This is a genomic window from Candidatus Leptovillus gracilis, assembly GCA_016716065.1.
Lineage (GTDB): Bacteria > Chloroflexota > Anaerolineae > Promineifilales > Promineifilaceae > Leptovillus > Leptovillus gracilis.
In genome coordinates, this window is sequence record JADJXA010000016.1 from 1 (window position 1) to 24,937 (window position 24,937).

27 protein-coding genes and 1 pseudogene are annotated in these 24,937 nt (G+C 55.9%); 15 read left to right on the forward strand and 13 right to left on the reverse strand.

The features are described 5' to 3' along the window. The 13 genes and pseudogenes from IPM39_24385 to IPM39_24445 form a co-directional block, all read left to right on the forward strand. Positions 1–1,228: hypothetical protein (locus tag IPM39_24385; GenBank protein MBK8989163.1), on the forward strand; the 1,228-nt coding region annotated here is incomplete at its 5' end. A 103-nt stretch (positions 1,229–1,331) separates the two neighbouring features. After that, entirely contained in the window at positions 1,332–1,496 is a 165-nt protein-coding gene (locus tag IPM39_24390) for a hypothetical protein (GenBank protein MBK8989164.1), read from the forward strand. After that, positions 1,496–1,786 (forward strand): GIY-YIG nuclease family protein, encoded by a 291-nt coding sequence (locus tag IPM39_24395; GenBank protein ID MBK8989165.1) that lies wholly within the window; start codon positions 1,496–1,498, stop codon positions 1,784–1,786. Before IPM39_24390 ends, IPM39_24395 begins: the two co-directional genes overlap by 1 nt. 339 nt (positions 1,787–2,125) lie before the next feature. Then, positions 2,126–5,188, forward strand: a pseudogene (locus tag IPM39_24400) (type I restriction endonuclease subunit R). A gap of 184 nt (positions 5,189–5,372) precedes the next feature. Further along, positions 5,373–5,951, forward strand: coding sequence for an IS66 family transposase zinc-finger binding domain-containing protein (locus IPM39_24405; GenBank protein ID MBK8989166.1), 579 nt, complete (start codon positions 5,373–5,375; stop codon positions 5,949–5,951). Further along, positions 5,914–6,294 carry a transposase gene (locus IPM39_24410; protein MBK8989167.1) on the forward strand — a complete coding sequence of 127 codons (381 nt, stop codon included), beginning with the start codon at positions 5,914–5,916 and terminating at the stop codon, positions 6,292–6,294. The genes IPM39_24405 and IPM39_24410 overlap by 38 nt, the downstream gene beginning before the upstream one ends. Beyond that, positions 6,180–6,815 (forward strand): transposase, encoded by a 636-nt coding sequence (locus IPM39_24415; GenBank protein ID MBK8989168.1) that lies wholly within the window; start codon positions 6,180–6,182, stop codon positions 6,813–6,815. Before IPM39_24410 ends, IPM39_24415 begins: the two co-directional genes overlap by 115 nt. A 31-nt stretch (positions 6,816–6,846) precedes the next feature. Continuing rightward, the gene (locus IPM39_24420; protein MBK8989169.1) at positions 6,847–7,062 is read left to right on the forward strand and encodes a hypothetical protein; all 216 of its coding nucleotides are present in this window, start codon (positions 6,847–6,849) and stop codon (positions 7,060–7,062) included. Continuing rightward, the gene (locus IPM39_24425; GenBank protein MBK8989170.1) at positions 7,052–7,471 is read left to right on the forward strand and encodes a PIN domain-containing protein; all 420 of its coding nucleotides are present in this window, start codon (positions 7,052–7,054) and stop codon (positions 7,469–7,471) included. Before IPM39_24420 ends, IPM39_24425 begins: the two co-directional genes overlap by 11 nt. Positions 7,472–7,591: 120 nt before the next feature. Next, on the forward strand, positions 7,592–7,744 hold the full coding sequence (locus IPM39_24430) for a hypothetical protein (protein MBK8989171.1): 153 nt from the start codon (positions 7,592–7,594) through the stop codon (positions 7,742–7,744). Between the two features lie 31 nt (positions 7,745–7,775). After that, the gene (locus IPM39_24435; GenBank protein ID MBK8989172.1) at positions 7,776–8,060 is read left to right on the forward strand and encodes a BrnT family toxin; all 285 of its coding nucleotides are present in this window, start codon (positions 7,776–7,778) and stop codon (positions 8,058–8,060) included. A gap of 5 nt (positions 8,061–8,065) precedes the next feature. Then, the gene (locus tag IPM39_24440) at positions 8,066–8,290 is read left to right on the forward strand and encodes a BrnA antitoxin family protein (protein ID MBK8989173.1); all 225 of its coding nucleotides are present in this window, start codon (positions 8,066–8,068) and stop codon (positions 8,288–8,290) included. 24 nt (positions 8,291–8,314) lie between these two features. Continuing rightward, positions 8,315–8,491: a hypothetical protein gene (locus tag IPM39_24445; protein ID MBK8989174.1), complete on the forward strand. Its 177-nt coding sequence runs from the start codon at positions 8,315–8,317 to the stop codon at positions 8,489–8,491. Between the two features lie 323 nt (positions 8,492–8,814). Here the strand turns inward: IPM39_24445 and alaS are convergent, their stop codons facing one another. Further along, on the reverse strand, positions 8,815–11,514 hold the full coding sequence (gene alaS, locus IPM39_24450) for an alanine--tRNA ligase (GenBank protein ID MBK8989175.1): 2,700 nt from the start codon (positions 11,512–11,514) through the stop codon (positions 8,815–8,817). Positions 11,515–12,297: 783 nt separating this feature from the next. Between alaS and msrB the strand changes: the two genes are divergently transcribed. Further along, a complete protein-coding gene (msrB, locus tag IPM39_24455; GenBank protein MBK8989176.1) occupies positions 12,298–12,693 on the forward strand; it encodes a peptide-methionine (R)-S-oxide reductase MsrB in 396 nt (131 codons plus the stop codon). A 38-nt stretch (positions 12,694–12,731) separates the two neighbouring features. Here the strand turns inward: msrB and IPM39_24460 are convergent, their stop codons facing one another. The 12 genes from IPM39_24460 to IPM39_24515 form a co-directional block, all read right to left on the reverse strand. Beyond that, positions 12,732–13,910 (reverse strand): glycosyltransferase family 4 protein, encoded by a 1,179-nt coding sequence (locus IPM39_24460; protein MBK8989177.1) that lies wholly within the window; start codon positions 13,908–13,910, stop codon positions 12,732–12,734. Positions 13,911–13,973: 63 nt separating this feature from the next. Next, positions 13,974–14,330: a hypothetical protein gene (locus IPM39_24465; protein MBK8989178.1), complete on the reverse strand. Its 357-nt coding sequence runs from the start codon at positions 14,328–14,330 to the stop codon at positions 13,974–13,976. A 71-nt stretch (positions 14,331–14,401) separates the two neighbouring features. Further along, on the reverse strand, positions 14,402–15,343 hold the full coding sequence (locus IPM39_24470; GenBank protein MBK8989179.1) for a glycosyltransferase family 2 protein: 942 nt from the start codon (positions 15,341–15,343) through the stop codon (positions 14,402–14,404). Continuing rightward, on the reverse strand, positions 15,340–16,122 hold the full coding sequence (locus IPM39_24475) for a TatD family hydrolase (protein MBK8989180.1): 783 nt from the start codon (positions 16,120–16,122) through the stop codon (positions 15,340–15,342). Before IPM39_24475 ends, IPM39_24470 begins: the two co-directional genes overlap by 4 nt. A 2-nt stretch (positions 16,123–16,124) precedes the next feature. After that, complete coding sequence (locus IPM39_24480) at positions 16,125–16,622, reverse strand: PaaI family thioesterase (protein ID MBK8989181.1); 498 nt, start codon at positions 16,620–16,622, stop codon at positions 16,125–16,127. 163 nt (positions 16,623–16,785) lie between these two features. After that, positions 16,786–18,210: a phosphoglucomutase/phosphomannomutase family protein gene (locus IPM39_24485; protein ID MBK8989182.1), complete on the reverse strand. Its 1,425-nt coding sequence runs from the start codon at positions 18,208–18,210 to the stop codon at positions 16,786–16,788. Between the two features lie 87 nt (positions 18,211–18,297). Further along, complete coding sequence (gene gmd, locus IPM39_24490; protein ID MBK8989183.1) at positions 18,298–19,272, reverse strand: GDP-mannose 4,6-dehydratase; 975 nt, start codon at positions 19,270–19,272, stop codon at positions 18,298–18,300. Positions 19,273–19,548: 276 nt separating this feature from the next. Next, complete coding sequence (gene murA, locus IPM39_24495; protein ID MBK8989184.1) at positions 19,549–20,841, reverse strand: UDP-N-acetylglucosamine 1-carboxyvinyltransferase; 1,293 nt, start codon at positions 20,839–20,841, stop codon at positions 19,549–19,551. Positions 20,842–20,843: 2 nt separating this feature from the next. Continuing rightward, a complete protein-coding gene (locus tag IPM39_24500) occupies positions 20,844–21,026 on the reverse strand; it encodes a hypothetical protein (GenBank protein MBK8989185.1) in 183 nt (60 codons plus the stop codon). A 209-nt stretch (positions 21,027–21,235) separates the two neighbouring features. After that, a complete protein-coding gene (locus tag IPM39_24505) occupies positions 21,236–23,464 on the reverse strand; it encodes an excinuclease ABC subunit UvrA (protein MBK8989186.1) in 2,229 nt (742 codons plus the stop codon). Between the two features lie 11 nt (positions 23,465–23,475). Further along, entirely contained in the window at positions 23,476–23,931 is a 456-nt protein-coding gene (locus IPM39_24510) for an SRPBCC domain-containing protein (GenBank protein MBK8989187.1), read from the reverse strand. 43 nt (positions 23,932–23,974) lie between these two features. After that, complete coding sequence (locus tag IPM39_24515) at positions 23,975–24,304, reverse strand: winged helix-turn-helix transcriptional regulator (GenBank protein MBK8989188.1); 330 nt, start codon at positions 24,302–24,304, stop codon at positions 23,975–23,977. A gap of 174 nt (positions 24,305–24,478) precedes the next feature. Here IPM39_24515 and IPM39_24520 point away from each other — a divergent pair, with 174 nt between their 5' ends. Further along, a complete protein-coding gene (locus IPM39_24520; GenBank protein ID MBK8989189.1) occupies positions 24,479–24,925 on the forward strand; it encodes a VOC family protein in 447 nt (148 codons plus the stop codon). Positions 24,926–24,937: the final 12 nt, after the last annotated feature.

Here is a 24,937-nt window from a genome sequence, read left to right on the forward strand (position 1 = left end):
CATCGAAACCGTCACGGAAGTCTTCATTCGCATCAATTCACAAGGGGTGGTTCTCAGCCAGGCCGACTTTGTTATGTCCAAAATCGCCGCCAACGAAACCTACGGCGGTTCCACGCTGCGCAAAACCATTGACTACTTCTGCCATCTGGCTATCGCTCCGGAGTTTTACCAGCACATCGTAGACAACGAACCGGAATTTGCCCAGACCGGCTACTTCAGACAAATGGCCTGGCTGCGCGATCAAAACGACGATCTCTACGACCCGGACTACAACGACATGCTGCGCGTCGCCTTCATCACCGAATTCCAACGCGGCCGTCTGGCCGATCTGGTTAGCCTGCTCTCCGGCCGTAACTTTGAAACGCGCACCTTTGAAGAAACCATCGCCGAAGAATCCTTTGCCAAACTGGAAACCGGCATCGTGCGCTTCATGAACGAAAACGAGTTCAAACGCTTTGTGATGATCATCAAATCGGCTGGCTTTATTGACAGCAAAATGATCCGCTCGCAAAATGCGCTCAACTTTGCCTATGCCCTCTACCTGAAACTGCGCGCCGATAAGATGAATACGGCCGAAATCGAGAAAAATGTGCGCCGCTGGTTTGTGCTGACCCTTCTTACCAGCCGGTATTCCGGTTCAGCCGAGTCACAGCTTGATTTTGATATACGGCAGATAGCGGAACGGCCGTTTGCCGATTATCTGGCTGACACCGAAGCCGCCGAACTGTCCGATGGTTTCTGGGATGTCGGTCTGGGCCAAAGCCTTACCACGTCCAGCACCAACAGCCCGTTCATGCACCTATTCTGGGCGGCGCAGGTCAAGAAAAACGATCTCGGCTTCCTCTCCCGCGACATCAGCATCAACGACTTAATTACCCATCGCGGCGATATTCACCATATCTTCCCGCGTGGCTACCTCAAAGCCAAAGGGCTGACTCGCAGCCAGTACAACCAGGTTGCCAACTATGTGTACATGCAATCAGAAATTAACATCAAAATAGGTAACAAAGCTCCCGTTGCTTACTTCGAGGAATTGAAGCAGCAAACCAACGGCGGCGGCCTCAAATACGGCGGGATTGATAGTTCGGCAATGCTGCTCCACAATCTGGAAATGAACAGCATCCCCACCACCATCTTTGACATGGACATCAGTCACTACGACGAGTTTTTAGAACAACGCCGTCAACTCATGGCTCAAAGAATCCGGGATTATTATTATTCATTGTAACGGCCCATACACCACCCGTCATTCCCGCGCATTTCGTACCGTCATTCCGCGCTTAGACGTCATTCCCGCGCAGGCGGGTCCGGCCGCATGGGGGGACGAGAGCATGATGGAAAAACATGCGTTGAACAGCGTCATTCCCGCGCAGGCGGAGATCGCCATGCGCGAATACGGTAAAGGCATGATGGAAAACCTAGGTGCCATTTCAAACGTCATTCCCGCGCAGGCGGGAATCCATATGCGCGGGAATGACGGTACGAGAGAGGCCTGATGGAAAAACGGCCGTGTGTTTACATTCTAGCCAGCCAACGTAATGGCACCCTCTACACAGGCGTCACCAGTGATCTCGTCAAACGTGTGTGGCAGCATAAAAACGAAGTACATGAAGGGTTTACAAAGAAATACAACGTCCATATGCTCGTCTATTTTGAAGCACACGAAACCATGCCCGCCGCCATCACACGGGAAAAACAAATCAAGAAATGGAACCGCCAGTGGAAGATCAACTTAATCGAAAAAGAAAACCCCCAATGGCGTGATTTGTGGGATGATATTACATGACCACTTCCCTTATACGTATGCGTCATTCCCGCCTTCGCGGGAATCTATCGGCCATGACCGAACGATGTACGAGTCTTGCATCGTCATTCCCGCGAAGGCGGGAATCTATCCCTATTCATGGATTCCCGCCTTCGCGGGAATCTATCGGCCATGACCGAACGATGTACGAGTCTTGCATCGTCATTCCCGCGAAGGCGGGAATCTCTCTTTGGATTCCGCCTTCGCGGGAATGACGGAGCGCAGAAGGAAGGTAGCACGGAATGACGGATAGCGCGAAGACGAATGATTGGCGGAACTGACGGCTGCTGGGAAATTGGATGCGCAGCGAACAGGTGAAAAATGAGCATGAAACCAACAGCCGAACTCAACTTTGAAGAAGCCATCGAAGCCTACCTGCTCGAACATGCCGGTTACACCAAAGCCCCCAACAGCCAGTTTGACACCGCCTTGGGCTTCGACCCCCACACCCTGCTTGCCTTCCTCAAAGCCACCCAGCCCGGCACCTGGAACAAACTCGCCGCCAGTTACGGCCCCAGCGTCGACCACCGAGATCACAACGCGATCGCCAGCGGAATGATACACGGCCTGCTCGACGTGGTGCGCAAGCGGCATGCGCGACCGGGGACACGGCCTCAAGCCGGCCTACTTCCGCCCGCCCACCAGTCTCAGCCCTGAAACCGAAGCGCTGTAATACCAGCAAAACTCCCTCACCGTCTGCGCCAGGTCCGACACGGCCAGTAAAAAAACCATTGATATGCTGCTTTCGCTCAACGGCCTGCCCATCGCCACCGTTGAACTCAAAAACGCCTTCACCGGCCAGCGCAGCATCAACGCCATCCTGCAATACATCAAAGACCGTGTCCCCTCCAACAAAACGCCTCTCATCCAATACAAAAAACGCGCCCTCGTCCACTTCGCCGTAGACACCGATGAAGCGTTCATGACCACGCGCCTGGCTGGCGAACATACCTACTTTTTGCCCTTCAATACCGGCGACCACGGCGGCAAAGGCAACCCGGCCGACCACCTTTACGCCACCGGCTACAAAACCGGCTACTTGTGGGAACAGGTGTGGCAGCGAGATAGCTGGCTGGACGTCATCCACCGTTTCATCCACCTGCAAGTGGACGAAACCCACGACTACATCACCGGCAAAAAGCGCAAAAAAGAGACCCTCATCTTCCCCCGCTACCACCAACTCGACGCCGCCGCCTGTTGGCGGCTACCCTGGCCCACGGCGTCGGCGACAACCATCTCATCCAGCACAGCGCCGGTTCCGGCAAAACCAATACCATCTCCTGGACAGCCCACCAGCTTGCCAGCCTGCACGGAGCCGACAACAAACCCGTTTTCAACACCATCGTCGTTATCTCCGACCGGCGTAACCTGGACAAACAACTGCAAGACAGCATCTACCAGATCGAACACAAAACAGGCGTCGTCGCCAAAATAGACGAGGACAAACACGCCTCCGACCTGGCTAAAGAACTCAACGCCGGTACTAAAATCATCATCACCACCCTGCAAAAGTTCTCCTTCCTGATGGGACAGGTCAAAGATTTGTCCGCCAGAAACTTTGCCGTCATTGTAGACGAAGCCCACAGCAGCCAGGGCGGGCGCAGCGCGGGCAACGTGCGCAGCGTTCTCGGCGGGGCGATGGGCAACAAAGCCCTCAACGAAGCGCAAATTTTAGACGCCGCCGAATCAGAAGATGCCAAAATCCCTGAACCGCAGAGCATGGAAGACCTGATCATTGCCGAAGCCAAAAGTCGCGGCCGCCAGCCCAACATCAGCTTCTACGCCTTCACCGCCACCCCTAAACACAAAACCCTGGAAATGTTTGGCGTCACCGGCCTTGATGGCAAACCGCAGCCGTTCCATCTCTACTCCATGCGCCAGGCCATCGAAGAACGCTTCATCCTCGACGTACTCAAGCATTACACCACTTACAAAACCTACTATGAACTCTCCAAAGCGATAGAAGAAGACCCCGAAGTGGATGAGAAGAAAGCAAAAAGAGCCATCGCCCGCTTCATGAGCCTGCACCCGCACAACATCGCCCAAAAAGTAGAAATCATCGTCGAGCATTACCGCCGCTTCACCAGCCAAAAGATAAACGGCGAAGCCAAAGCAATGGTCGTCACCCGTTCCCGCCTGCACGTTGTCCGCTACAAACAAACCTTCGACGCCTACATCAAGGAAAAAGGGTACACCGACATCAAAGCATTAGTCGCCTTCTCCGGCACGGTTGTTGACCCGGACGTAGCCGACCTTAGCTACACCGAACCGGGCATGAATGGCATCAGTGAAAGAGAACTTCCTCAAGTATTCAACACTCCCGAATATCAACTGCTCCTCGTCGCCGAAAAATACCAGACCGGTTTTGACCAACCGCTGCTGCACACCATGTTCGTTGATAAACGCCTGGCCGACCTGCAAGCGGTACAAACGCTCTCGCGTCTCAACCGCACCACTGCCGGCAAAGAAGACACCTTCATCCTCGACTTTGCCAACGAAATAGACGAGATTCAAGAAGCGTTCAAGCCTTACTACGAACAAGCCGTCATCGATCAACCCACCGATCCCAACCAACTCTATACCCTTGATAACAAGCTGCGCAAAGCGCCAATCCTGCGTCCGCTGGAAATCGATGAATTCGCGGCTGTTTTTTTCAAGCCCCAGGCGCAGCAAAGCAAACGCGATCACGGCCAGCTCAACAAATGGATTGATCCGGCTGTCGCCCGTTTCAATCAGGTATATACCCATCCTCAAGACCCCTCTGCCATTACTGAAGAAGGCGAGGAATTCAAAAGCACGCTGCAAACTTATATCCGTCTCTACGCCTTTCTGAGCCAGGTCATTGATTGGCAAGATGTGGAACTGGAAAAGTTGTATGCCTACGGCCGTTATCTACTCACCAAACTCCCTTACCGCAGTGGCAGCGGCATGATGGTCATCGAAGACGAAGTCGAACTGACGGCGTACCGCAACGAAAAAACCTTCGAGGGCAGCGCCGCCCTAAATGTTGGCGAAACCAAGCCGGTTTACGGCCCCAGCGAAGTAGGAACACGCAGCAACGAAGACAAAAAGGCTCCCCTGTCAGCCATCATCGAGATCATTAACGAACGCTTCGGCACTGACTGGACGGAAGAGGACAGGCTCCTGTTTGAGCAAATTACCGGCGACATGGTGCAGGATGACAAACTCGTCGAGCAAGCTCGCGTCAATTCCAAAGAGCAGTTCCGCCAGGTTTTCACAAACGAGGTGATGCTGGCTTTTATTCGACGCCAGGGTCGCAATGAGAAAATCGTCAGCGAGTTCATGTCTAATGAGGAAGTGCGCACGCTGGTTATCAATGCGTTGTTGGATGACGTGTACGGCCGTGTGCAGGCGCACATTTAGTCATTAAGCCCTGGATAATATCAATGCTATCATGCGGGCGATGGGCTACCAACTCATGCCCCACCGCCTGGAGAACACGGCCGTCTGAGCGATTCATATCTTTGCCCAACATTCATAGGGTATAATGGGATCGAAACGGGTGGGTAACTATACAGGTCTAAAACCTGTGGTATAAATGATAAGCATGGACGAAGTACAACAACTGCGAGCAGAAAACAAGCAACTTAAGCGAGAAGTCCAAGAACTCCGCGAAAAGTTGACCGTTGCTGAGGCTCAAATCAAGCATTTAGCCGAGTTGCTTGGTCAAAATAGCCACAACTCCAGTTGGCCGTCCAGCCACGATAAAGGCCGACAAAGCCTAAGCGCCAAAAGTCTACGGCCACAAACAGAGCGCAAAGCTGGTGGACAGGAAGGACATGAAGGGCATACGCTTGAGTTCAATCCAAAACCAGATCTCATTGAATCGCACCGTCCAGCCCAATGTAGCCATTGCCAAGCCCCATTGCCCGAAGAAATTGCAGCCAGTAAAGTTACCAAACGGCAGGTCTTTGAATTACCGCCTCTGCGCTATGTGACCATCGAACACCAAGCCGAAACCCTCATATGTCCCTGTTGTGGTGAAGCAACAACAGGTGAATTTCCAGCGGATGTGAGCAATCCGGTGCAGTATGGTTCGCAAGTCAAGCGGTTGTCAGTTTATCTGCGCAATGAGCAGTTCATCCCGTATGAACGAGAGCGACAGATGTTGGCCGAACTTGTTTGAATTGCCCATTTCCACTGGTTCATTGCAAAACTTTTTAGAGACCGCCGCAGAAAATGTGAAGCCAGCGACAGAAGCCATTAAAGAAGCCGTCAAAAAGGCCGAAGTCGGTCATGCGGATGAGACAGGCTTCTATATCAATGGCAAACGGTGTTGGCTCCATACGGTCAGCACTTCAGAATTAACCTACTATGAACCGCATCAAAGTCGGGGCAAAAGGCTACTGACGCCATTGGCATTCTGCCTGAATTCACCGGCGCCCTTGTTCACGATAACTGGGCGACCTATTTCCAGTACCAATTGTTGCTTCATGCCTTGTGCAATGCGCATCATTTGCGCGAGTTGACGGCTCTGGTTGAGAATGACCAACAGCAATGGGCAGCCCTCATGATTGTCTGTTTGTTAGCGGCCAAACAATTGGTTGCCGAAGCCTATCAGGCAGGTGAAACCGAATTGTCAGTCGAGCAACTGCAACGAATCCACCAGGTGTATGACACCATTGTTGCCTTCGGTTTAGAGAAAAACCCGTTACCCGATGAACATCCGCCCCCTGTCAAACGAGGGCGGCGCAAAAAAACAAAGGCGCGTAATTTGGTGGAACGATTTGACAAGCAGCAGGAGGCTATCTTACGTTTTGTCCATGATTTTAAGGTGCCGTTTGATAACAACTTGGCTGAACGAGACATCAGAATGATGAAGGTGCAGCAGAAAATCTCAGGCTCTTTTCGCAGTTGGGAAGGCGCTGAACAATTCTGTTCGCTGCGCACCTATATTTCCACGATTCGTAAACAGGGTCTCAATGTATGGGAAGCTTTAGGGTCTCTGTTTGACGATGATGTTCTCATGCCTCAACTCACACCTGTATAGTTACACGGGTGGAACAAACCCTGGAGGAACTATGTATCAAATTTTGCAGGCTACTTATCGAGACGGCCGTCTCATCCTCAAGAAAAAGCTTAACGCCAGCATGGAAGGTAAGCTTCTCAACGTTGTCGTATTTGAAGCAAGTGAGACGGGCAGCCAGAAAGAGCAATTCCTACAGTTTATAGACCAGCATCCCATCCAATTAACGGAAACCTATACCTTTGACCGAGACGAACTCTATGACCGCTAAGGTGGTGCTGGACACCAATTTGTGGGTCTATCTTTACGCCCAAAACGTACCAGACAAACAAACGCCGGTAAAGGCGCCGGTATCTACGCACTTTGATTCCATTGTTTTGACCGCCCAAGTTCTTGGGGAACTTTACCACGTTCTCACCCGTAAGAAGCTGGTGACGACGGCCGTTGCCAGAGAAATCATTCTGGAAATGGTCAAGACATTCCCGGTATTAGAAGTTGACGCGGCTAAAGTTATCATGGCGTTAGACATACACGAGAGATACCATTATTCTTACTGGGACAGCCTGATTCTCGCCACCGCTGCGTTACACGACTGTGAAACAGTCTGCTCGAAAGATATGCAGCACGAACAACTTATCGAAGACAAAGTGCGGATTATCAATCCGTTTCTAATCGCCTAAAGCCTCCCCGCCACACGCGCACCTCAAGAAACCATTCAATCCACGTGGCGCGCCCCTTGCCCCCAACTTCTCTACTTTGCTATCCTGCCTACATAGAACACGCATTCTATGTAGGCAGCAATGACAACCAAATCCTCAACCCAACGGCCGTTTGAACTCGCCTGGATTCCCCCCGGCACGGCCGCGCCTAATCCCGACCAATACGTCGAACACCCCGAATATCAACTAAACGCCCTGCGTGGTATCCTCTACGGCCGTCAACGTCATCATTGACAATGCCCTACAATGTAACTACACTATCATGATGAAATCGTTGCGCTTCGACTGGGACCCGGCCAAAGCCGAAAGCAATTTACGCAAACACGACGTCTCTTTTGCCGAAGCACAAACTATTTTTTATGATGAAAACGCCATCGAATTTTATGATGACGAGCATTCAGAATGGGAAGACCGCTTTTTGCTGCTAGGAATCAGTTCCAGGCTGCGCCTGCTCATCGTCTGTCACTGCTACCGCGCCGATGATGGTGTGATCCGTCTCATTTCAGCGCGCAAAGCGACTCAGCAAGAAGCAGCCTACTACCAAAGGTGATCCTGATGGAAGAAGAACAAGAATGGGACTTGTCCAAAATGAAATCCCGGCCCAATCCTTACGCCAAACAGATCAAAAAGCAGCTGACGTTGCGCGTCAGCCCGGATGTCATCGCCTATTTCAAAGCAATGGCTGAAGAAACCGGCATCCCCTATCAAAGCCTCATCAATCTGTATTTACTGGACTGTGTTAACTCACAGCGCACCTTGCAATTGTCCTGGGAAGCATAAAGTCGCCGAAAAAGGCAAGCCGTCATGTCAAACATCCGCTTTGAAGATTGGGAAGCAGAACAATTGAACGACGCGGAATTCCGTGAAATCGCGGAATCGCTGGAACCCGGCCACCAGGCAGCCTGCTTACGCATCCAAAAAGGTCTTATCCAGGCGGAGTTGGCCGAACTGGAAATCAAAATCTCCTGCAGCGCGATGTAGCCCCTTGCCCCGCCCTCCCCCCATTTGCTATTCTATCTCCATAAAACATTCATTCTGCAGAGATACCCATGACCCCAACCCAACAACGGCCGTTTGAACTCGCCTGGATTCCCCCCGGCACGGCCGCACCCATTGAGACACTGGATTGTCATGCTGAGCGGAGTCTTCGGAGCGAAGCATCCCGCTCCACCAGAAGAAGGAGATGCTTCGGAGGATGCTTCGGCGGCCTCAGCACAGGCTCTCAGCATGACACGCTTTTTTGTTAAATTTGTAAAGCACATAGCGCCTGAATTGAACCATGCCGGCAATCCCCGGTTGGGCGCTTAACCCAGCGCTGCCTGCACCAACCCAGGCACAACGGCTAACGCTTCACCAATTTTGCTGGCGTCATGGCCGCCAGCCTGGGCCAGATTCGGCCGGCCGCCGCCACCGCCGCCGACCACTTTGGCCACTTCACGCACGATGTCGCCCGCCTTCAAACCCCGTTTGATCAAGTCGTCGGTAACGGTGGCGACAAAGATGGGTTTGTCGTTTTGCACGGCGGCAAAAACGGCCGTACCCGTCTTCACCTTATCCCGAAACCAATCAGCCATCTCCCGCAGCAAATCCACGTCGGCCACGTCTACCTGCGCAGTCAGCAAATTGCTGCCGGCCACCGTCTGCATCTGGCCGAGCAGTTCGCCAAACTGATAGCGGGCCAGTTTGCGCTGGGCCTGCTCCGTTGTCTTTTGCAGGTTTTTATAATCAGCCAGCAGCGACTCCAGGCGGCTTTCCAGTTCGCCGACAGGCGCATTTAGCAGGTGGGTCACGCGGTCCAACACGGCCAATCGTTCAGCAACAATCGCCTGCGCGCCGCGCCCCGTCACCGCCTCCACGCGCCGCACGCCGGCGGCCACCGCCCCCTCACTGACAAAACGAAACAGGCCAATATCATTGGTCTCAGAAACGTGCAGACCGCCGCACAACTCCATGCTGTACGGCTGCGCCTCGTCGCCCAGGGTGATGGTGCGCACTATGTCGCCATATTTTTCGCCAAACAGGGCCATCGCCCCCTGACCAATCGCTTCTTGCTGCCCCATGTAACGCACTCTCACCGGGTAGTTGGCTAAAACAGCCCGGTTGATGTCGGCCTCGATTTGCGCCAGGGTCTGGTCATCCACCGCCTTATCGTGCAAAAAGTCGAAGCGCAGCCGGTCCGGGGCGACGAGTGAGCCTTGCTGGGTGACGTGGCTGCCCAGGTGGGCGCGCAGCTCGCGGTGGAGGATGTGGGTGGCGGTGTGGTTGCGGCGAATGTCGGCGCGACGGCCGTCATCCACCACCAGCCGCGCTTCCTGCCCCAGGCCAATCTCACCCTTCACTACCTGTCCCACGTGAACCAACAGGCCGGAGACGGGCTTGATTACACTGTCTACACGAAATTCAGCGCCCGTTTCGGGAATGGTAATCGTGCCGGTGTCGCTGACCTCGCCGCCAGATTCGACATAAAAGGGGGTAACGGCCGTGACAATCTCCGCTGTGTCGCCCTGGACGATTTGCCGCACAATTTCGCCGTCGCGGATCAGGCCAAGCACATCGGAACGCATAACTGGGCTGCTGTAGGGGTCATGCTCCACACCGCCATCCAGCAAACCCGCTTCCTGCAAATCGGCCAGCAGGTCGCCGTAGACGCCGGTTCCGCGCTCATAAGCCTTAAACGCGCCGGAACCGCTGGCCCGCGCATGGGCGGCGCGGGCTTCGTTGTACCCCTTTTCATCAACGGCAATGTCCCGTTCCTTGATCAGGTCACGGGTAATCTCCAGCGGCAGGCCATAGGTAGCGTATAAATTAAAAGCCGTCTGTCCGTCAATCTCTTTCTCGCCCTTTTGGTGCATGTCGGCCAAAATGTCCAAGAGATGGCTCAGGGCGGCGTCTAGGGTGCGGGCAAAGCGGCGCTCTTCCTGGGTGAGGGTGTGGCGGATGTGGTCGGCGCGCTGGCGCAGTTCGGGGTAGGCGCTGCCCATCTGATCAATGAAGACCTGGGCCACATCGGCCAGGAAGGGCTGCTGGAAACCAATCTGGCGGCCAAAGCGGGCGGCGCGGCGGATGATCATGCGCAGGACGTAGCCAGCGCCGGCCGGACCAGGCCGCACCCCATCGGCAATCAGGAAAGTGGCCGCACGGCCGTGATCGGCAATCACCCGGTAGCCGACGTATTTTTCCTGGCGTTGTTCGTCTGTATCACCCAGCAGCGCCTGCACTTTGTCCATTGCGTTGACAAACAGGTCGTTGTCGTAGTTGGCCTGAGTCCCCTGGATGACGCTGGTGATGCGTTCTAACCCCATGCCGGTGTCTACGCCCGGTTTGGGCAGCGGCGTCCGCGTGCCATCTTCCGCCTGGTCATACTGCATGAAGACCAGGTTCCACACTTCCAACCAACGGCCGCAGTCGTTGTCCAGCAGCACGGAGCAGTTGGGCTGGCCGCAGGTGCAGGCTTCTGGTCCCCAATCGTAATGGAGTTCGCTGGTAGGGCCGCAGGGACCCACGTCGCCCATCATCCAGAAGTTGGTTTTGTCGCCCATGCGCAGGATGTGGTCGGCGGGCACGCCTATCTCCCTGGCCCAGATGTCGTAAGCCTGGTCGTCGCTGGTGTGGACGGTGAAATAGAGCTTGTCGGCCGGAATCTGGCACACTTTGGTCATGAAGTCGTAGGCATAGCGGATGGCCCCCTCTTTGAAATAATCGCCAAACGAGAAGTTGCCGAGCATTTCAAAAAAGGTGTGGTGGCGCGGCGACGGGCCGACGTTTTCCAGGTCGTTGTGCTTGCCTTGCACGCGCATACATTTTTGCGAGGTGGTGGCGCGGTTGTACGGCCGTTTCTCCTTGCCCAAAAACAGGTCCACAAACTGGTTCATCCCGGCGTTGGTGAACAACAGCGTGGGATTATCGCGCTGTGGCAGCGGCGCGCTGGCGACAATTTCATGGTTAAATTCGTTGAAAAACTCTAAAAATGCCTGTCGAATTTCGTTGCTGGTTGTTGGTTTCATCTTTTCCTCACTAGAGATTACAGACGGGAGAGCGGAGATTGTGATAAGATCAATCTCGTTTCTCGCAGTGGTAAAATTGTACCTTGACAATAAAAAACCGCCAGACTGATTACTCGGTCTGGCGGTCGTTGGGCCTGTTGGGTGAAACGGGGCGGAAATCAGGCAGCGCAACAATCCAGACCGTAGGTCTGGCCGGCAGCAGCAGCGGCGCTGACAGATGTTGGGTGCAGATTCGGGCGTTTCATGGCTGGCATAGTAACAAAGTCAGTCTGCTTTGTCAATGAACAGCAATTCTCAATTTGGGCATGGTTCATTTAAAGCTAATGGTGCTTTACAAATTTAACAAGAAGAGGTGTCATGCTGAGGTCCCCTGAAGCATCCCCTCCTCTGGCGGGAGCGGGATGCTTCGCTCCGAAGACTCCGCTCAGCATGACAATGCCGCGTAAATTTGTAAAGATGATATTTTGCTCGATGAACCATGCCCTAATTTGCAATCCAGCCGTAGGGGCGGGACAACATTCTTGCCAATCACCAATGCCTGGCCCCTCTTTGGGTCCCATTGGGCGAGACAGCGCGGGAAAATGGCGTTCGCTGCGGCTGCTACCCGTCCGCGCCGTCCCACCCCTACTCGCACACCCGGGTAAATTGAAAACCGCTGGTCAATAAACTGCGAGCATCGGGCCGGATCAGCATGAGTAAGCGCTTAATACATCGCTGATATTTATTAAAATCCAAGATTGGGCGCGTATTGTAGGCGGAAAATGTCATTTGGAGGTAAACAAAATGGAAAAGATTCAGAAGACAGATCAGGAGTGGCGGGCGCAGTTAACGCCAGAACAGTACCGTATTGTCCGGCAAAAGGGGACAGAGCGGGCGTTTACCGGGGCCTATTATCACAACAAGGAAGAAGGGGTTTATAAGTGCGTTGGCTGTGGCGCGGAACTGTTTAGCTCGGAGCATAAATATGATTCTGGTTCTGGCTGGCCCAGCTTCTGGCAGCCGCTGGATGAAGAATTGGTGGGCGAAGAGAAGGACCGCAGTCATTTTATGGTGCGGACGGAAGTGGTATGCCACCGCTGTGGCGCGCATTTGGGCCACGTTTTTGAGGATGGTCCGCAGCCGACCGGTCTGCGTTACTGCATTAATTCGGCGTCGCTGGATTTTGCCAAGAAGGAGTAGGGCATGGAGCGCGGGCGAGAAGCCCGCGCTCCAACGTGTTATAACCCGGCCAGGAAAACGGCCGTCTCCGCCGCAATCTTGTCCCAGGTAAACAGGCTGGCTGCCTGGGCTGCACCCTGACCCAACGTGGCGCGCAAGGCCGGGTTGGCAGCCAGGATACGCACGGCCGCTGCCAGACCGGCCACATCGTCCGGCGAGACCAACCACACGTTGGCCCCATGAACCAGCTCCGGCGTGAAGATGGGGGGCGTGGTGGTGAGTAACGGCCGTCCATGGGCCAACACGGCCATCAACGTCCCCCGCCGCAGCGACACACCATCCCGATAAGGCATCACCAGCAAATCGGCGGCGTGCAGAAAAGTGGACACCCGCTGGTCGGGCACAAAACCGGTCCAATGGACGCGCCTGTCCAGGCCCAATTCGCCAATCAACGCTTTGAGCTGCTCCAGAAAAGATTGGTTGTTGGTCGGGTCGCTGCTGCCGGTTTGCCCGCCGATGAATACCAGGTGGGCGTGTTGGTCCAGGGTGGCCAGGGCGTATAGCAGCGTGTCGGCCCCTTTGCTCTCGTTCAGAAAGCCAAAATAACCCAACAAAAAATCGCCGCCGCCTAGACCCAACAAGCTGCGGGCTTCTTCGATTTCGCTAGGATGGGGGGTGTAGGTGGTGATGTTACTGCCGATGGGGATTTGCCGCACGGGGGTGCGCGTGACGGCCGTCAGCGCGTCGTAATCGGCCTGGTTGGTGACGATGGCGCCGTGGGCCTGTTTTGCCATTGTCGTAACGGCCGTTTGCCGCAGCCGCCCCGCTTTGGGGAACAGGTAAGGGACACGCAAATCGTGGAAGGTAACGGCCGTTTTGGTCAGCCCTTTCAGCCGCCAGGGGAGCAGGCTGATGGCCGGACTGCGCATGTCGTAGGCGGCCGCCTGATACTGCACGTTCACCACGTCCAGGTCGTAGCGCAAGGCCACATCAGCTATTTGGGCTATGGCCGTCCAGCGCCATTTTTTTACGTTGGGATGCAGTTGGGCGAAACCCAGGTCCACCGGCTCCAGCAAATCTTGCCAACGGCGGTGGGCGGCAAACGGCCGTGCCCGCCGGTCGGTGATGATATGCACCGTATGGCCCAATTCAGCCAACGCCTGCGCCAGCGCCTGGGTGAAGGCCCCCACGCCCCCCTCCATTGGCGGATACTCGCCCGTGACCAGACCGATTTTCATGATCAGGTGGTTGGTTGAGCAGTTGATTCGTTTGTTGTGTCAACCATCCAACCCACTTCCCCATCAGGCAATGTATGAATCATATGCGCCGGGCACGGGGTGGCCGCGCCAACGCAGCAGAGACAGGGCATACGTGCGACGCAGCGTGACAAAATCCGCCTTCTGGTGGATCAGGTCTTGCTTTTGCGGTTCCGGCCAATGACCGTCGGCCACACGCATCAGGTCCATATCGCCCAGCCCGTTCAGGGCCAGCAGCTCGGCATGAAACGCCTCTGGCACTTTGCTCAGAGACGGCGGCAGGCCAGCTTTGACAGTTTGCAGCAAAACATCTTCCAGCGACCAGGTAGACGCCTGGGCAATCTGCCGCAAATCGTCATAGATACTTTCGGGGATTTCAACAGTGACTTTTTTTGACTTCATCCGACACCTCATCTCTTCTTTTGCCAGGCTCTGCGGTTTTGGAGACCGCAGAGGTTTCAATGATTCCTGAATCAATAACCAGCCGGGCGCAAACCGGAGCGGAGAACGGCCCAATAGGCCCTAACACGCTGGCGGCGTAACGGCCGTTTATGGCCCAACAATCCCTTCACCGCTTCCACGACAAGCTGCGCCAAATAATTTAACAATAAGAACGAGCGTAACAAACCGGCCGCCAGGCGGCTATGGTACTTTCGGAAATAGCGCAGTTTGGCCCGCTGAAAGTTGATGTGCCGGGCGACCACCGCCTGCTCGCTGCTTTTGCCTTCATAATGAATGATTTGCGCCGTTGGCAGATAAACCACCCGCCAACCGGCGTCCTTAAAACGGCGGCACCAGTCTAGCTCTTCCGAATACATGAAATAGGCTTCATCCAGACCGCCGATGGCCTCTACGGCCGTGCGCGGGGCCATCATGCACGCCCCTGTTACCCAATCCACGTCGGCCGTCTGGTCATCGGGCAGGTCGCGGACGTAGTAGCGCGCCAATAAACGCGGCGGAGCCAACGGCTGCAACCAGGTGCTTTCAAAAAAGGCGGTCGCCAGAGTTGGAAAACGCCGCCGCGACGACTGCACCGACCCATCGCCATTTAATAACTGCGCCCCAACAATGCCCACGTCGGGCTGGCCTTGCAGGTAAGTGAACAAAGTTGTCAGCGCATCATCCACAACGGCCGTATCAGGATTGAGAAGAAGTATATAACGGCCGTTCGCTTTGGCAATGCCCAAATTGTTGCCGCGTGGAAAACCGACGTTCTCGTCGCAGGCGATCAGCGTCACCCAGGGAAAATCGGCCGCCAGCATGGCCGCGCTGCCATCGGACGAGGCGCTGTCTACGACAATCACTTCCAGCGCCATGCCGCCGCGCCGGCTATCAATCGAATTCAGGCAGTCGCGCAGCAGCTCCCGCACATTCCAATTGACAATGATGATGGACAAATCGGGCGGTTGGTTCATGCGGGTGCAGGTAAGCGAAACAGGCGGCCGGCATTGGCGCTGGTCTGTTGGGCGATAACGGCCGTGTCCACCCCCTTCACCTCGGCAATGCGCGCCGCCACCAAAGCCACGTAAGCCGATTCATTGCGCTTACCCCGGTAAGGTTCTGGCGCTAAATAGGGCGCGTCGGTCTCGATGAGAATGCGCTCCAGCGGCGTTTGGCGCACAATCTCGCGCAGGTCGTCGGCCTTTTTAAACGTCACCGGGCCGGTAAAACCAAGATAAAAGCCCATGTCCAGCGCCGCCTGCGCCATCGCCCAATCGCCGGAAAAAGAGTGCAGCACGCCGGGATTTTCTCGTCCGGCCAACGGCGAAGCGGCCAGCAGACGCAGCACGTCGGCGCTGGCTTCGCGGTTGTGGATAATGACCGGCAGGTTCAACGCGGCGGCCAGGGCCAACTGCTGGGCGAAGGCTTCATGCTGCACCGGTTTGGGCGCATCGTCCCAATGATAATCCAGCCCAATTTCCCCGATGGCTACCACTTTGGGCAGCGCGGCGGCGGCGCGAACCGTTTCCAGCCAAACGGCCGTCCACCCGGCGCTGGAATTGGGATGGATGCCAACGGCGGCAAACAGGCTGTGATGGGTTTGAGCCAGGTCGGTAACGGCCGTCACATTCTGCCAATCAATCGCCGGCACAATGATGGCTGCCACCCCCGCGGCCGCCGCCCGTTGTAATACGGCCGTGCGGTCGCCATCAAACTGGCGCATATCCAGGTGGCAGTGAGTATCAATCAGCATAATCAATCGGCCGAGCCTGCGCTGCTCTGGCGATAAACTGTCAAAAACTCGGCCGGAACTTGCACGGCCACCACTTCGCCGCGGGCGCATTCCACGCCATCGGCGCTGAGGGTTGAGGTGACGATCACTTTGCGCCCTTTCACCTCTTTCACCCGGCCGCGAACTTCTAAAACGGCGTCCAGCGGCGTCGGTTTCAGGTAATCCACATGCAGCGATGCGGTGAGGAAACGCAGCGCCGGTTCGGAATCCATCGCCCGCCCTTCGGCGCGATAAGCGGCGGCAGCGGCCGTGCCGGTACCGTGGCAGTCAATTAGCGAAGCAATTAGACCGCCATAGACAAACCCGGGAATCGCCATGTGATACGGCCGTGGCCGGTACAGCGTCACCGACTCGTCCCCTTCCCAATAAGTCTTTATCTGCAACCCATCGGGATTCAACCGGCCGCACCCATAACAGTAGCTTAAATCATCCGGGTAAAAATCCTGAAACGCCTTTTCCATCCTTCTCCTCCTGAACAAAAGCTAGTACACCGATGCTTAAATCTTGATCGGATAAATCCCTCCCCTTAATCCTCTCCCACTGGGAGGGGAAACCCGCTCCCTCTCCCACTGGGAGAGGGCTGGGGAGAGGGAAAAATATGCTAAAGACTTACGTCAAGTTGTACTAGCTTTTTAATCCGGCCAGCCGCAGGCCATCTTGCAAAATATCCGGCACACGCTCCTGGTGGGTGGTCTCGCAGTAGACGCGCAGCACCGGTTCCGTGCCGCTAAAGCGCACCAGCAGCCAGCCGCCGTCTTCCATGATGAATTGGTGGCCGTCCACCGTCACAATATCCGTCACCTTTAGCCCGCCGATGGTCGCCGGGCGGGCGGCGTCTACGCGAGCCAGGATTTCTGCCCGACGCTCGGCGGCGAAGGTGCTGTCTATACGGTCGTAATAATGTGGCCCCACCAGACCAAACAGCGTGTCCAGCAGTTCAGACGGTTTTTTGCCCGTGCGCACCATCATGTCCAAGAAGTACAGCGCCGCCAGAATGCCATCACGCTCCGGCACGTGGCCGCGAAAGGCGTAGCCGCCGCTCTCCTCGCCGCCGATCATGGCGTCTACTTCGATCATTTTGGGGGCGATGTATTTGAAGCCGACGCCGGTTTCATGCACCGGCACGCCATAGAGATGGGCCAGTTTGTTCAGCATTTTGGTGGTGGAAATGGTTTTGACGATGGGGCCACGCTCACCGCGCAGTTCCAGGAAGTAATAGCCCATCAGCCCATAAACGCGCAGTTGGTCCATAAACGCGCCGTTTTCGTCGCCAAAGCCCACCCGGTCGGCGTCGCCGTCGTTGATGACGGTGACATCGGCGAGGATGTCGCGGGCGTAGGCCAGGCCGTGATCCACGTTAGGCGGGATGGGTTCGGGGCGGGTCATGTGGGGGTAGATGGGGTTGCGCTGGTTGTGAATTTCGTGGATTTGCGTGTCGCCGGGGGAAAGCAGGCGGGGCAGCCAGCCGGCGCCGTTGCCCCACATGGCGTCGTAGGCCACGTTGAAGCCAGCCCGTTTGATGGGTTCTACGTCTATCAGGCGGTGCAGTTGGGCCTCGTAGGCCAGACCGGCGTCGAACAGGGTGATGAGGCCATCACTGACCGCGTCGTCGAATTTTGGATTGGAAACGGCCGTACTCGGCGGTATCAGCCCCTCAATCTTCTTCAGGTCCGCCGGAGCAATCGCCCCACCTTGCGGGTCGCGCACCTTAAAGCCGCAGTCCCAAAACGGATTGTGGCTGGCGGTGATGTTCACCGCGCCACCCGCCTGTTTATCCACCACAGCGTAAGAGATGGCCGGGGTCGGCGTCGGCCCATCCGTCAGCCAGACATGAATGCCATTGGCGGCAATCACTTCGGCCGCCGCCTGAGCGAAATATTCCGCCTGAAACCGTTTGTCGTGGCCGATGACGATGCCCTGGGGGGCACGGCCGTTTTGCTGCAAAAAAGTGGCAAACCCCTGCGCGCAGCGGCGCACATTGGCAAATGTATAGTCATCACCAATACGCGCCCGCCAACCATCCGTGCCAAATTGAATCGTCATAAACACCCTCCTGAAATTGCGGATTGCGGATTACAGATTACAGAACCAGGAGCGATTTCCCTGTCTCCCTCTCTCCCTGTCTCCCTGTCTCCCCTACATCGCCGTCTGTCCATCACGAATCATGTCCAGGTCGGCCTTAACCATCATACGGACCAGCTCGGAGAAGGTCACGGTGGGTTCCCAACCCAACTTGCGCCCCGCCTTGTCTGGATCACCCACCAGCAAATCTACCTCGGCCGGCCGCATAAAACGCTCGTCTTGCACCACATACCTACGCCAATCCAGGTCCACATAACCAAAGGCTTCCTGCAAGAATTCTTCCACCGAGTGGGTTTCGCCGGTAGCCACCACATAATCATCTGGTTTGTCCTGCTGCAACATCAGCCACATCGCCTGCACATAATCGCCGGCGAAGCCCCAATCGCGGCGGGCATCCAGATTGCCCAGGCGCAGCTCATGGGCCAACCCCAATTTGATCTGGGCGACATGGTTGGTGATTTTGCGAGTGACAAATTCCAGGCCGCGGCGCGGCGATTCGTGGTTAAACAAAATGCCGGAGGTGGCGTGTAAATCATAACTTTCGCGGTAGTTGATGGTGATCCAGTGGCCGTACACCTTGGCCACGCCATATGGACTGCGCGGATAAAAGGGCGTCGTCTCGCGCTGCGGCACTTCAACGACTTTGCCGAACATTTCGCTGGAACTGGCCTGGTAAAAACGAATTTGGGGGTTCACGATGCGGATGGCGTCTAACACCCGCGTCACGCCCAGACCGGTCACATCACCGGTAAAGACGGGTTGGTTCCAGGAGGTCTGCACAAAAGATTGCGCCGCCAGGTTGTACACCTCGTCCGGCTTGTATTCTTCCAAAATGTGAATGAGGGAAATCTGGTCCCCCAGATCACCGGGGACCAGGGTGATTTTGTCCTGAATGTGCTGAACACGGTGGAAATTAACGGTGCTGGTACGGCGCACCATGCCGACGACGGTATAGCCTTTGTTTAATAATAATTCGGCCAGGTATGAACCATCCTGACCGGTAATGCCTGTGATGAGCGCTGTGGGCATCTTCTTTCTCCTTTCTAAGTAACTGCCAGGGTTGGCTGGTGGATTGGTCTAATCTCTAGACTGGGTCACGTATTCGGTAATCCGTATTCCGTATTCGGTAATCCGCAGGTGGGGTTTCTGGCAAATGCCAACGAGAAACGGCTTGCGGACTTCGGTTTACGGCTGTTAGATCAATCTTAAACTCCAGTTAGGGGATTATAGCCCAGGGAGGAGGATGGGTAAAACGGCCGTACCACAGCGTCAGCCAATGGCATAACAAACGTAGGCGTTCAGTGGCTACTCGACCCGCTGAATATGCGCGCCGAGCGTCTTCAATTTTTGCTCAATGCGCTCATAGCCGCGATCAATTTGGCCGATGTTGTGGATGACGCTGGTTCCTTCGGCGCACAAAGCGGCCAACACCAGCGCCATGCCGGCGCGAATGTCTGGGCTGGGCACACCTTGCGGGCTGGCGTGCAGTTGGCTTGGCCCCTCAATAATCACGCGATGCGGATCACAAATCACCACGCGCGCGCCCATAAAAGTCAGGTTATCCACAAAGAAGAAGCGGCTCTCATACATCCAATCGTGCAGCAGCACCGAACCCTGCGCCTGGGTAGCGATGACGACGGCGATACTCATCAGGTCGGCCGGGAAGCCAGGCCAGGGCAGTGGTTTAATCTGCAAAATACGCCCGCCCAGCGCCGAGGCGATGCGTAAAGGCTGGTCGGCGGGCACAAACACGTCTTGCCCGTCCACTTCCCAAACGACGCCCAGCTTTTCATACACCAGCCGGATCATGCCCAGGACCTGGGGGTCGGCGTTTTTGATGCGGATTTCGCCGCCGGTGACGGCCGCTGCGCCAATAAAACTGCCCACTTCCATAAAATCCGCGCCGATGGTGTATTCCGTGCCGCTTAAGCGTTCCACACCTTCAATGGTCAACCGGTTGGTGCCGATGCCTTCAATGTGCGCCCCCATCTGGTTAAGAAAGTGGCACAGGTCGCGCACGTGGGGTTCGCAAGCGGCGTTGTCTATGATGGTTTGGCCGGGGGAGACAACGGCCGTCATCACCGTATTCTCTGTCGCCGTCACGCTCGCTTCGGCTTGCAGGTAATAGCCGGCGCCGGCCAGCCTGTCCGCCTTCATACGAAAGATGCCCCGGTCTACCAGCTCCACCCGCGTGCCCAGCGCTTCCAGGCCACAAATCAGGGTGTCTAACGGCCGTCCGCCAATCACGTCCCCGCCCGGCAGCGGCAGCACCACCTCGCCCATACGCGCCACCATCGGCCCAGAAAACACAAACGACGCCCGTGTGCGGCCGGCCAGCAAACTGTCCAGTTCTGTCTTGTGGATGCGCTGCGCGTGAACCCGCCAGCTTCCCGGCGACAATTCTGTCACCTCCACGCCCAGGTCACGCAAGATCAGAATCGTATTGCGCACATCCTGAATATCCGGGATATTGTGCAGCACTACTGGCTCATCCGTTAAAATGCAAGCGGGCAGCAGCTTCAGCGCCGCGTTTTTATTGCCGCTAACGGTGATGGTTCCTTGCAGGGGAAATCCGCCCTCGATGACAAATTTGTTCATGATTATTTCCCAATTTTGGGGACCAGTTGCTCCACCGCCAACTCACCCATGTCCGGCGCGACGCACTCTTGGGAGTGAGTCACATCACTGCGCTGCCGGGCAGCAGCCAGGTCCAGGTTTTTAAGCTCGCCGACTACTGCTGGCGATTGTAACCAGCGGCGGCGCGCCGGGCAAACAATGAACACCCTACGCCAGCTTATTCTCCTTTGTGGCACATTGAAGACGCCCACGAGCAGGCAACAGCGACAAGGAAGCGTGGCTGGCGCAACCTGCGTTAAACGCCAGCAGATGGCTGCGACGAACATAGTCGTGCGGTTTCGTGGCGCGTTTAAGTCGTCCGGCAAAACGGTAGGAAAACGGCAGTTTCCCCCCCACTATCTCTCCCTCCCAATCATCATACATACTGGCTTGTGAGCGACTGTGTGGCCGTCTTCAAGTCAGTCGGCGTGCCTTCAAACATCACCTGTCCACCCTTGCTGCCGCCTTCCGGCCCCAGGTCAATGATCCAATCGGCATTGCGTACCACGTCCATGTTATGCTCAATCACAATCACCGTGTTGCCGTCGTCCACCAGCTTGTTCATGACCGCCAGCAAGTGGGCCGTGTCCGACTTGTGCAAGCCGGTAGTCGGCTCGTCCATCACGTAGATGCTGCCTTCCTTATGCAGTTGGCTGGCCAGCTTGATGCGCTGGCACTCGCCGCCGGAGAGTGTGTTGAGCGGCTGGCCGAGGGTCAGGTAGTCCAGGCCGACGTCGCTCATCGTTTGCAGCTTACGGATAATCTCCGGGATGGTGAAAAATTCCAGCGCCTGCCTGACGGTCATCTCCAACACATCAACGATAGATTTGCCGTCCAGCTTGTAATCCAGCACCTCGTCTTTGAAGCGCTTGCCGCCGCACACCTCGCAAGGGGATTTCACGCTTTCAAAGAAGGAGAGATCGGTGTACACCACGCCCAGGCCATTACAATTCTCGCACGCTCCCTTCGAGTTGAAACTGAACAAGCCGGCGTTCACCTTATTGGCCTGGGCGAAGGCCTGGCGCATATCGTCCATGATGCCGGTGTAAGTGGCCGGGTTGGAGCGTGGATTCGTACCTACCGCCGATTGGTCAACCACGATGGCATCGGGGAACTGCGCCACAAATGCCTCGCCAATCAGCGAACTCTTGCCGGAACCGGCGACGCCAGTCACCAGCGTCAGCACACCCACCGGGATGTTCACGCTCACGTTCTTCAGGTTGTTGATGCTCACCTGGCTCAACTGCAAATGCTCTTTGGCCTGGCGGCACGTATCCTTGATGGGCATCGCCTCTTTCATGGAATTGCCGGTCAGCGTATCGGCCTTCAGCAAACCGTCATAGCTGCCTTCATAGACGATCTCGCCGCCCCCCGCGCCGGCGTGCGGGCCGAGGTCTACAATGTGGTCGGCCACCTTGATCACATCCGGGTCGTGCTCGACAACCAACACCGTGTTGCCCATGTCACGCAGTTTTTGCAGCATTTCATTGAGTTGGTGGATGTCGCGCGGGTGCAAGCCCACGCTAGGCTCGTCGAAGATGTACATCACATCAATCAGGCTGCTGCCCAGGTGTTTGACCAACTTGACGCGCTGCCCTTCGCCGCCGGAGAGGGTATCGGTCTCGCGGTTGAGCGTCAAATAATCCAGGCCGATATCAATCAGGTTTTGCAGCCGGCGCACCAGGTCTTCCACAATCTCCTTGGCCCGTTCATCTTTGATCTCTTTGATCACCGCGATCAGATCACCCACTTCCATTGAAGAAAGCTCGGCGATGTTACGGCCGTTGATCTGGCAGCTCAGCACAGCCTTGTTTAGACGTGCGCCCTTGCAGGCAGGGCAAGGGCCTTCGGTGAGGTATTGCCTGATCTTCTCTTGCGTTTTCTCGGAGCGCGTTTTCAGGTCGCGCTCGATGTAGGCGCGGGTGAAATTGGCGATCACGCCGCGGTAGGTGCGGTTCATGCCGTCATAGTCGAACTTTTGCTCCCCGCCGTAGAGAAGCAGCGCCATTTCTTCCTCGGTGAACTCAGCCAGCTTCTTGTCGTTGTCGAAGAAGCCGCTGGTTGGGTATATGGTGTCGTCGAAGATCGGCCCCTGGAGCGCCCCTCCGTTTAACGATTTGGATGGATCGTAGAATTTTGCCACGATGGGTTGCAGCTTGCGGCCCAGTCCATTGCATTCCGGGCACATGCCGATGGGTTCGTTGAAAGAGAAGACATTGGCATAGCCGACGAAGGGGTCGCCCATCAGTGCGAACAACTGGCGCAGCAGGGTATAGGTATCGGTAATGGTACCCATGGTGGAATGCGAACCGCCGCCCAGTCGCTTTTGGTCCACGACGATGGCCATGCCCAGATTTCGGATCGAATCGGCGTCTGGCCGGGAGTAGCGAGGCAGGAAGGTGCGCACCATCATGCTGAAGTTCTCGTACAGCTGGCGCTGCGCTTCGGCAGCAATGGTGTCGAAGATGAGGGATGATTTGCCGGAGCCGGACACGCCGGTGAAGATGGTGATCTGGCGTTTGGGAATACGCAGCGTGACGTTTTTGAGATTGTTTTCGCGCGCGCCGCGGATCTCGATAAATTCTTGCTTTGGGTCTTCAGCCATTGTTGCCTCACTCATATCGTGGCCAGATAATCGGCGAGGGTTTCCAGGGCCTGCATGGCCCCGACAATGGCGCCGTACTTCACTGCCTGTTTGCGCTCAACGGCCGTTGCAAACAGCAGCTGCAAGGTGATTTTGGTTTTCCCATCCTCTTCCGCAAAGGTAATGGTGGTGCGCACAGGCTCAGGGACGTTGGCCCCGTCAGCGCCATACTCGTAGACAAGCCGCGTTGGCTTGTCTAGCTCGATGAACCTGACTTTGAAGGGCATTGAGGAGCCATTGTGAACAGGCTGGCTATAACGCCAGACGCCGCCGGGTTTCACATCCATCTCGTGTGTGGCAGCGCCTTTTGGCGCCCACCATTGTTCAATATGCTCTTGCTCCGTAAACGCCGCGAAGACGAGTTCGCGTGGGGCGTCAATCAGTCGCGTGACGACAATTTCCCGATCGGCCACTGTTTTTGATGTCATCTCATTTTCCTTTTGCGGTGAGAGTCACTTGCGGAAGTGACTCTCACCGCAGGTCTTCTTGAAGCTGGCGCAAATAAGCTTCCAGGCGGTCGAAGTTTTCTTCCCAATTCTCGCGATAATGCTCCAGCCATTCGGAAGCGTCTTTCAACGGCTTGGCTTTCAATTGGGCGGGCCGCCACTGGGCTTCACGCCCGCGTTCGATCAATCCGGCATGTTCCAGCACTTTCAGGTGTTTGGAGATGGCCGGCATACTGAGCGCAAACGGCTCGGCAAGCTCCTTCACTGTTGCCGGCCCCTGCGCAAGCCGCGCCAGCATAGCCCGGCGGGTTGGGTCTGCCAGAGCGGCAAAGGTCAGGCTAAGTGGATCGTTCACAGTCCGAACACCTCGTGATTAACTAATTAGCTAAATAGTAAATAAAATTTGACGAAATGTCAAGCCGAATTTTTGATAGGCTGGGCTGGCTTTTTGTTTTTTGACGCAAAGGGAGTTATAGTTTAGAACAAAAGTTCTTTCTTGGGCTGCAAGCGTGTCTTTTAGGAGGCAAAAATGGCTGTTATAGACCTGTATTTAAGTTTCTCCGGCAACTGTGAAGAGGCGTTTAATTTCTACAAAGCGGTATTTGGCGGCGGCTTTTCCGCGCTAAGCCGCTACAGCGACATGCCCGGGGGTGAAAACGGGACTGAGGATTCCAACCACGCCTTCGCCGCAACCGACGCCAACAAGATCATGCACATTCGTCTGCCCATTGGCCAGGGAGCTACCTTAATGGGCAGCGATAGACCGGCCGGAGCGGAAACGGCCGTTGTCGGTGACGTGTTCTCCATTTCCATCGCTCCCGCCAGCGAAGAAGAAGCGCTCAGGATATTCAACGAGTTATCAGCCGGCGGCGAAGTGACCATGCCCCTGGAAAAGACTTTTTGGAACGCCCTTTTTGGCACGCTGACCGACAAATTTGGCATCCAATGGATGGTCAATTACGAATATGGGCAATAGCCAGACGGCTTC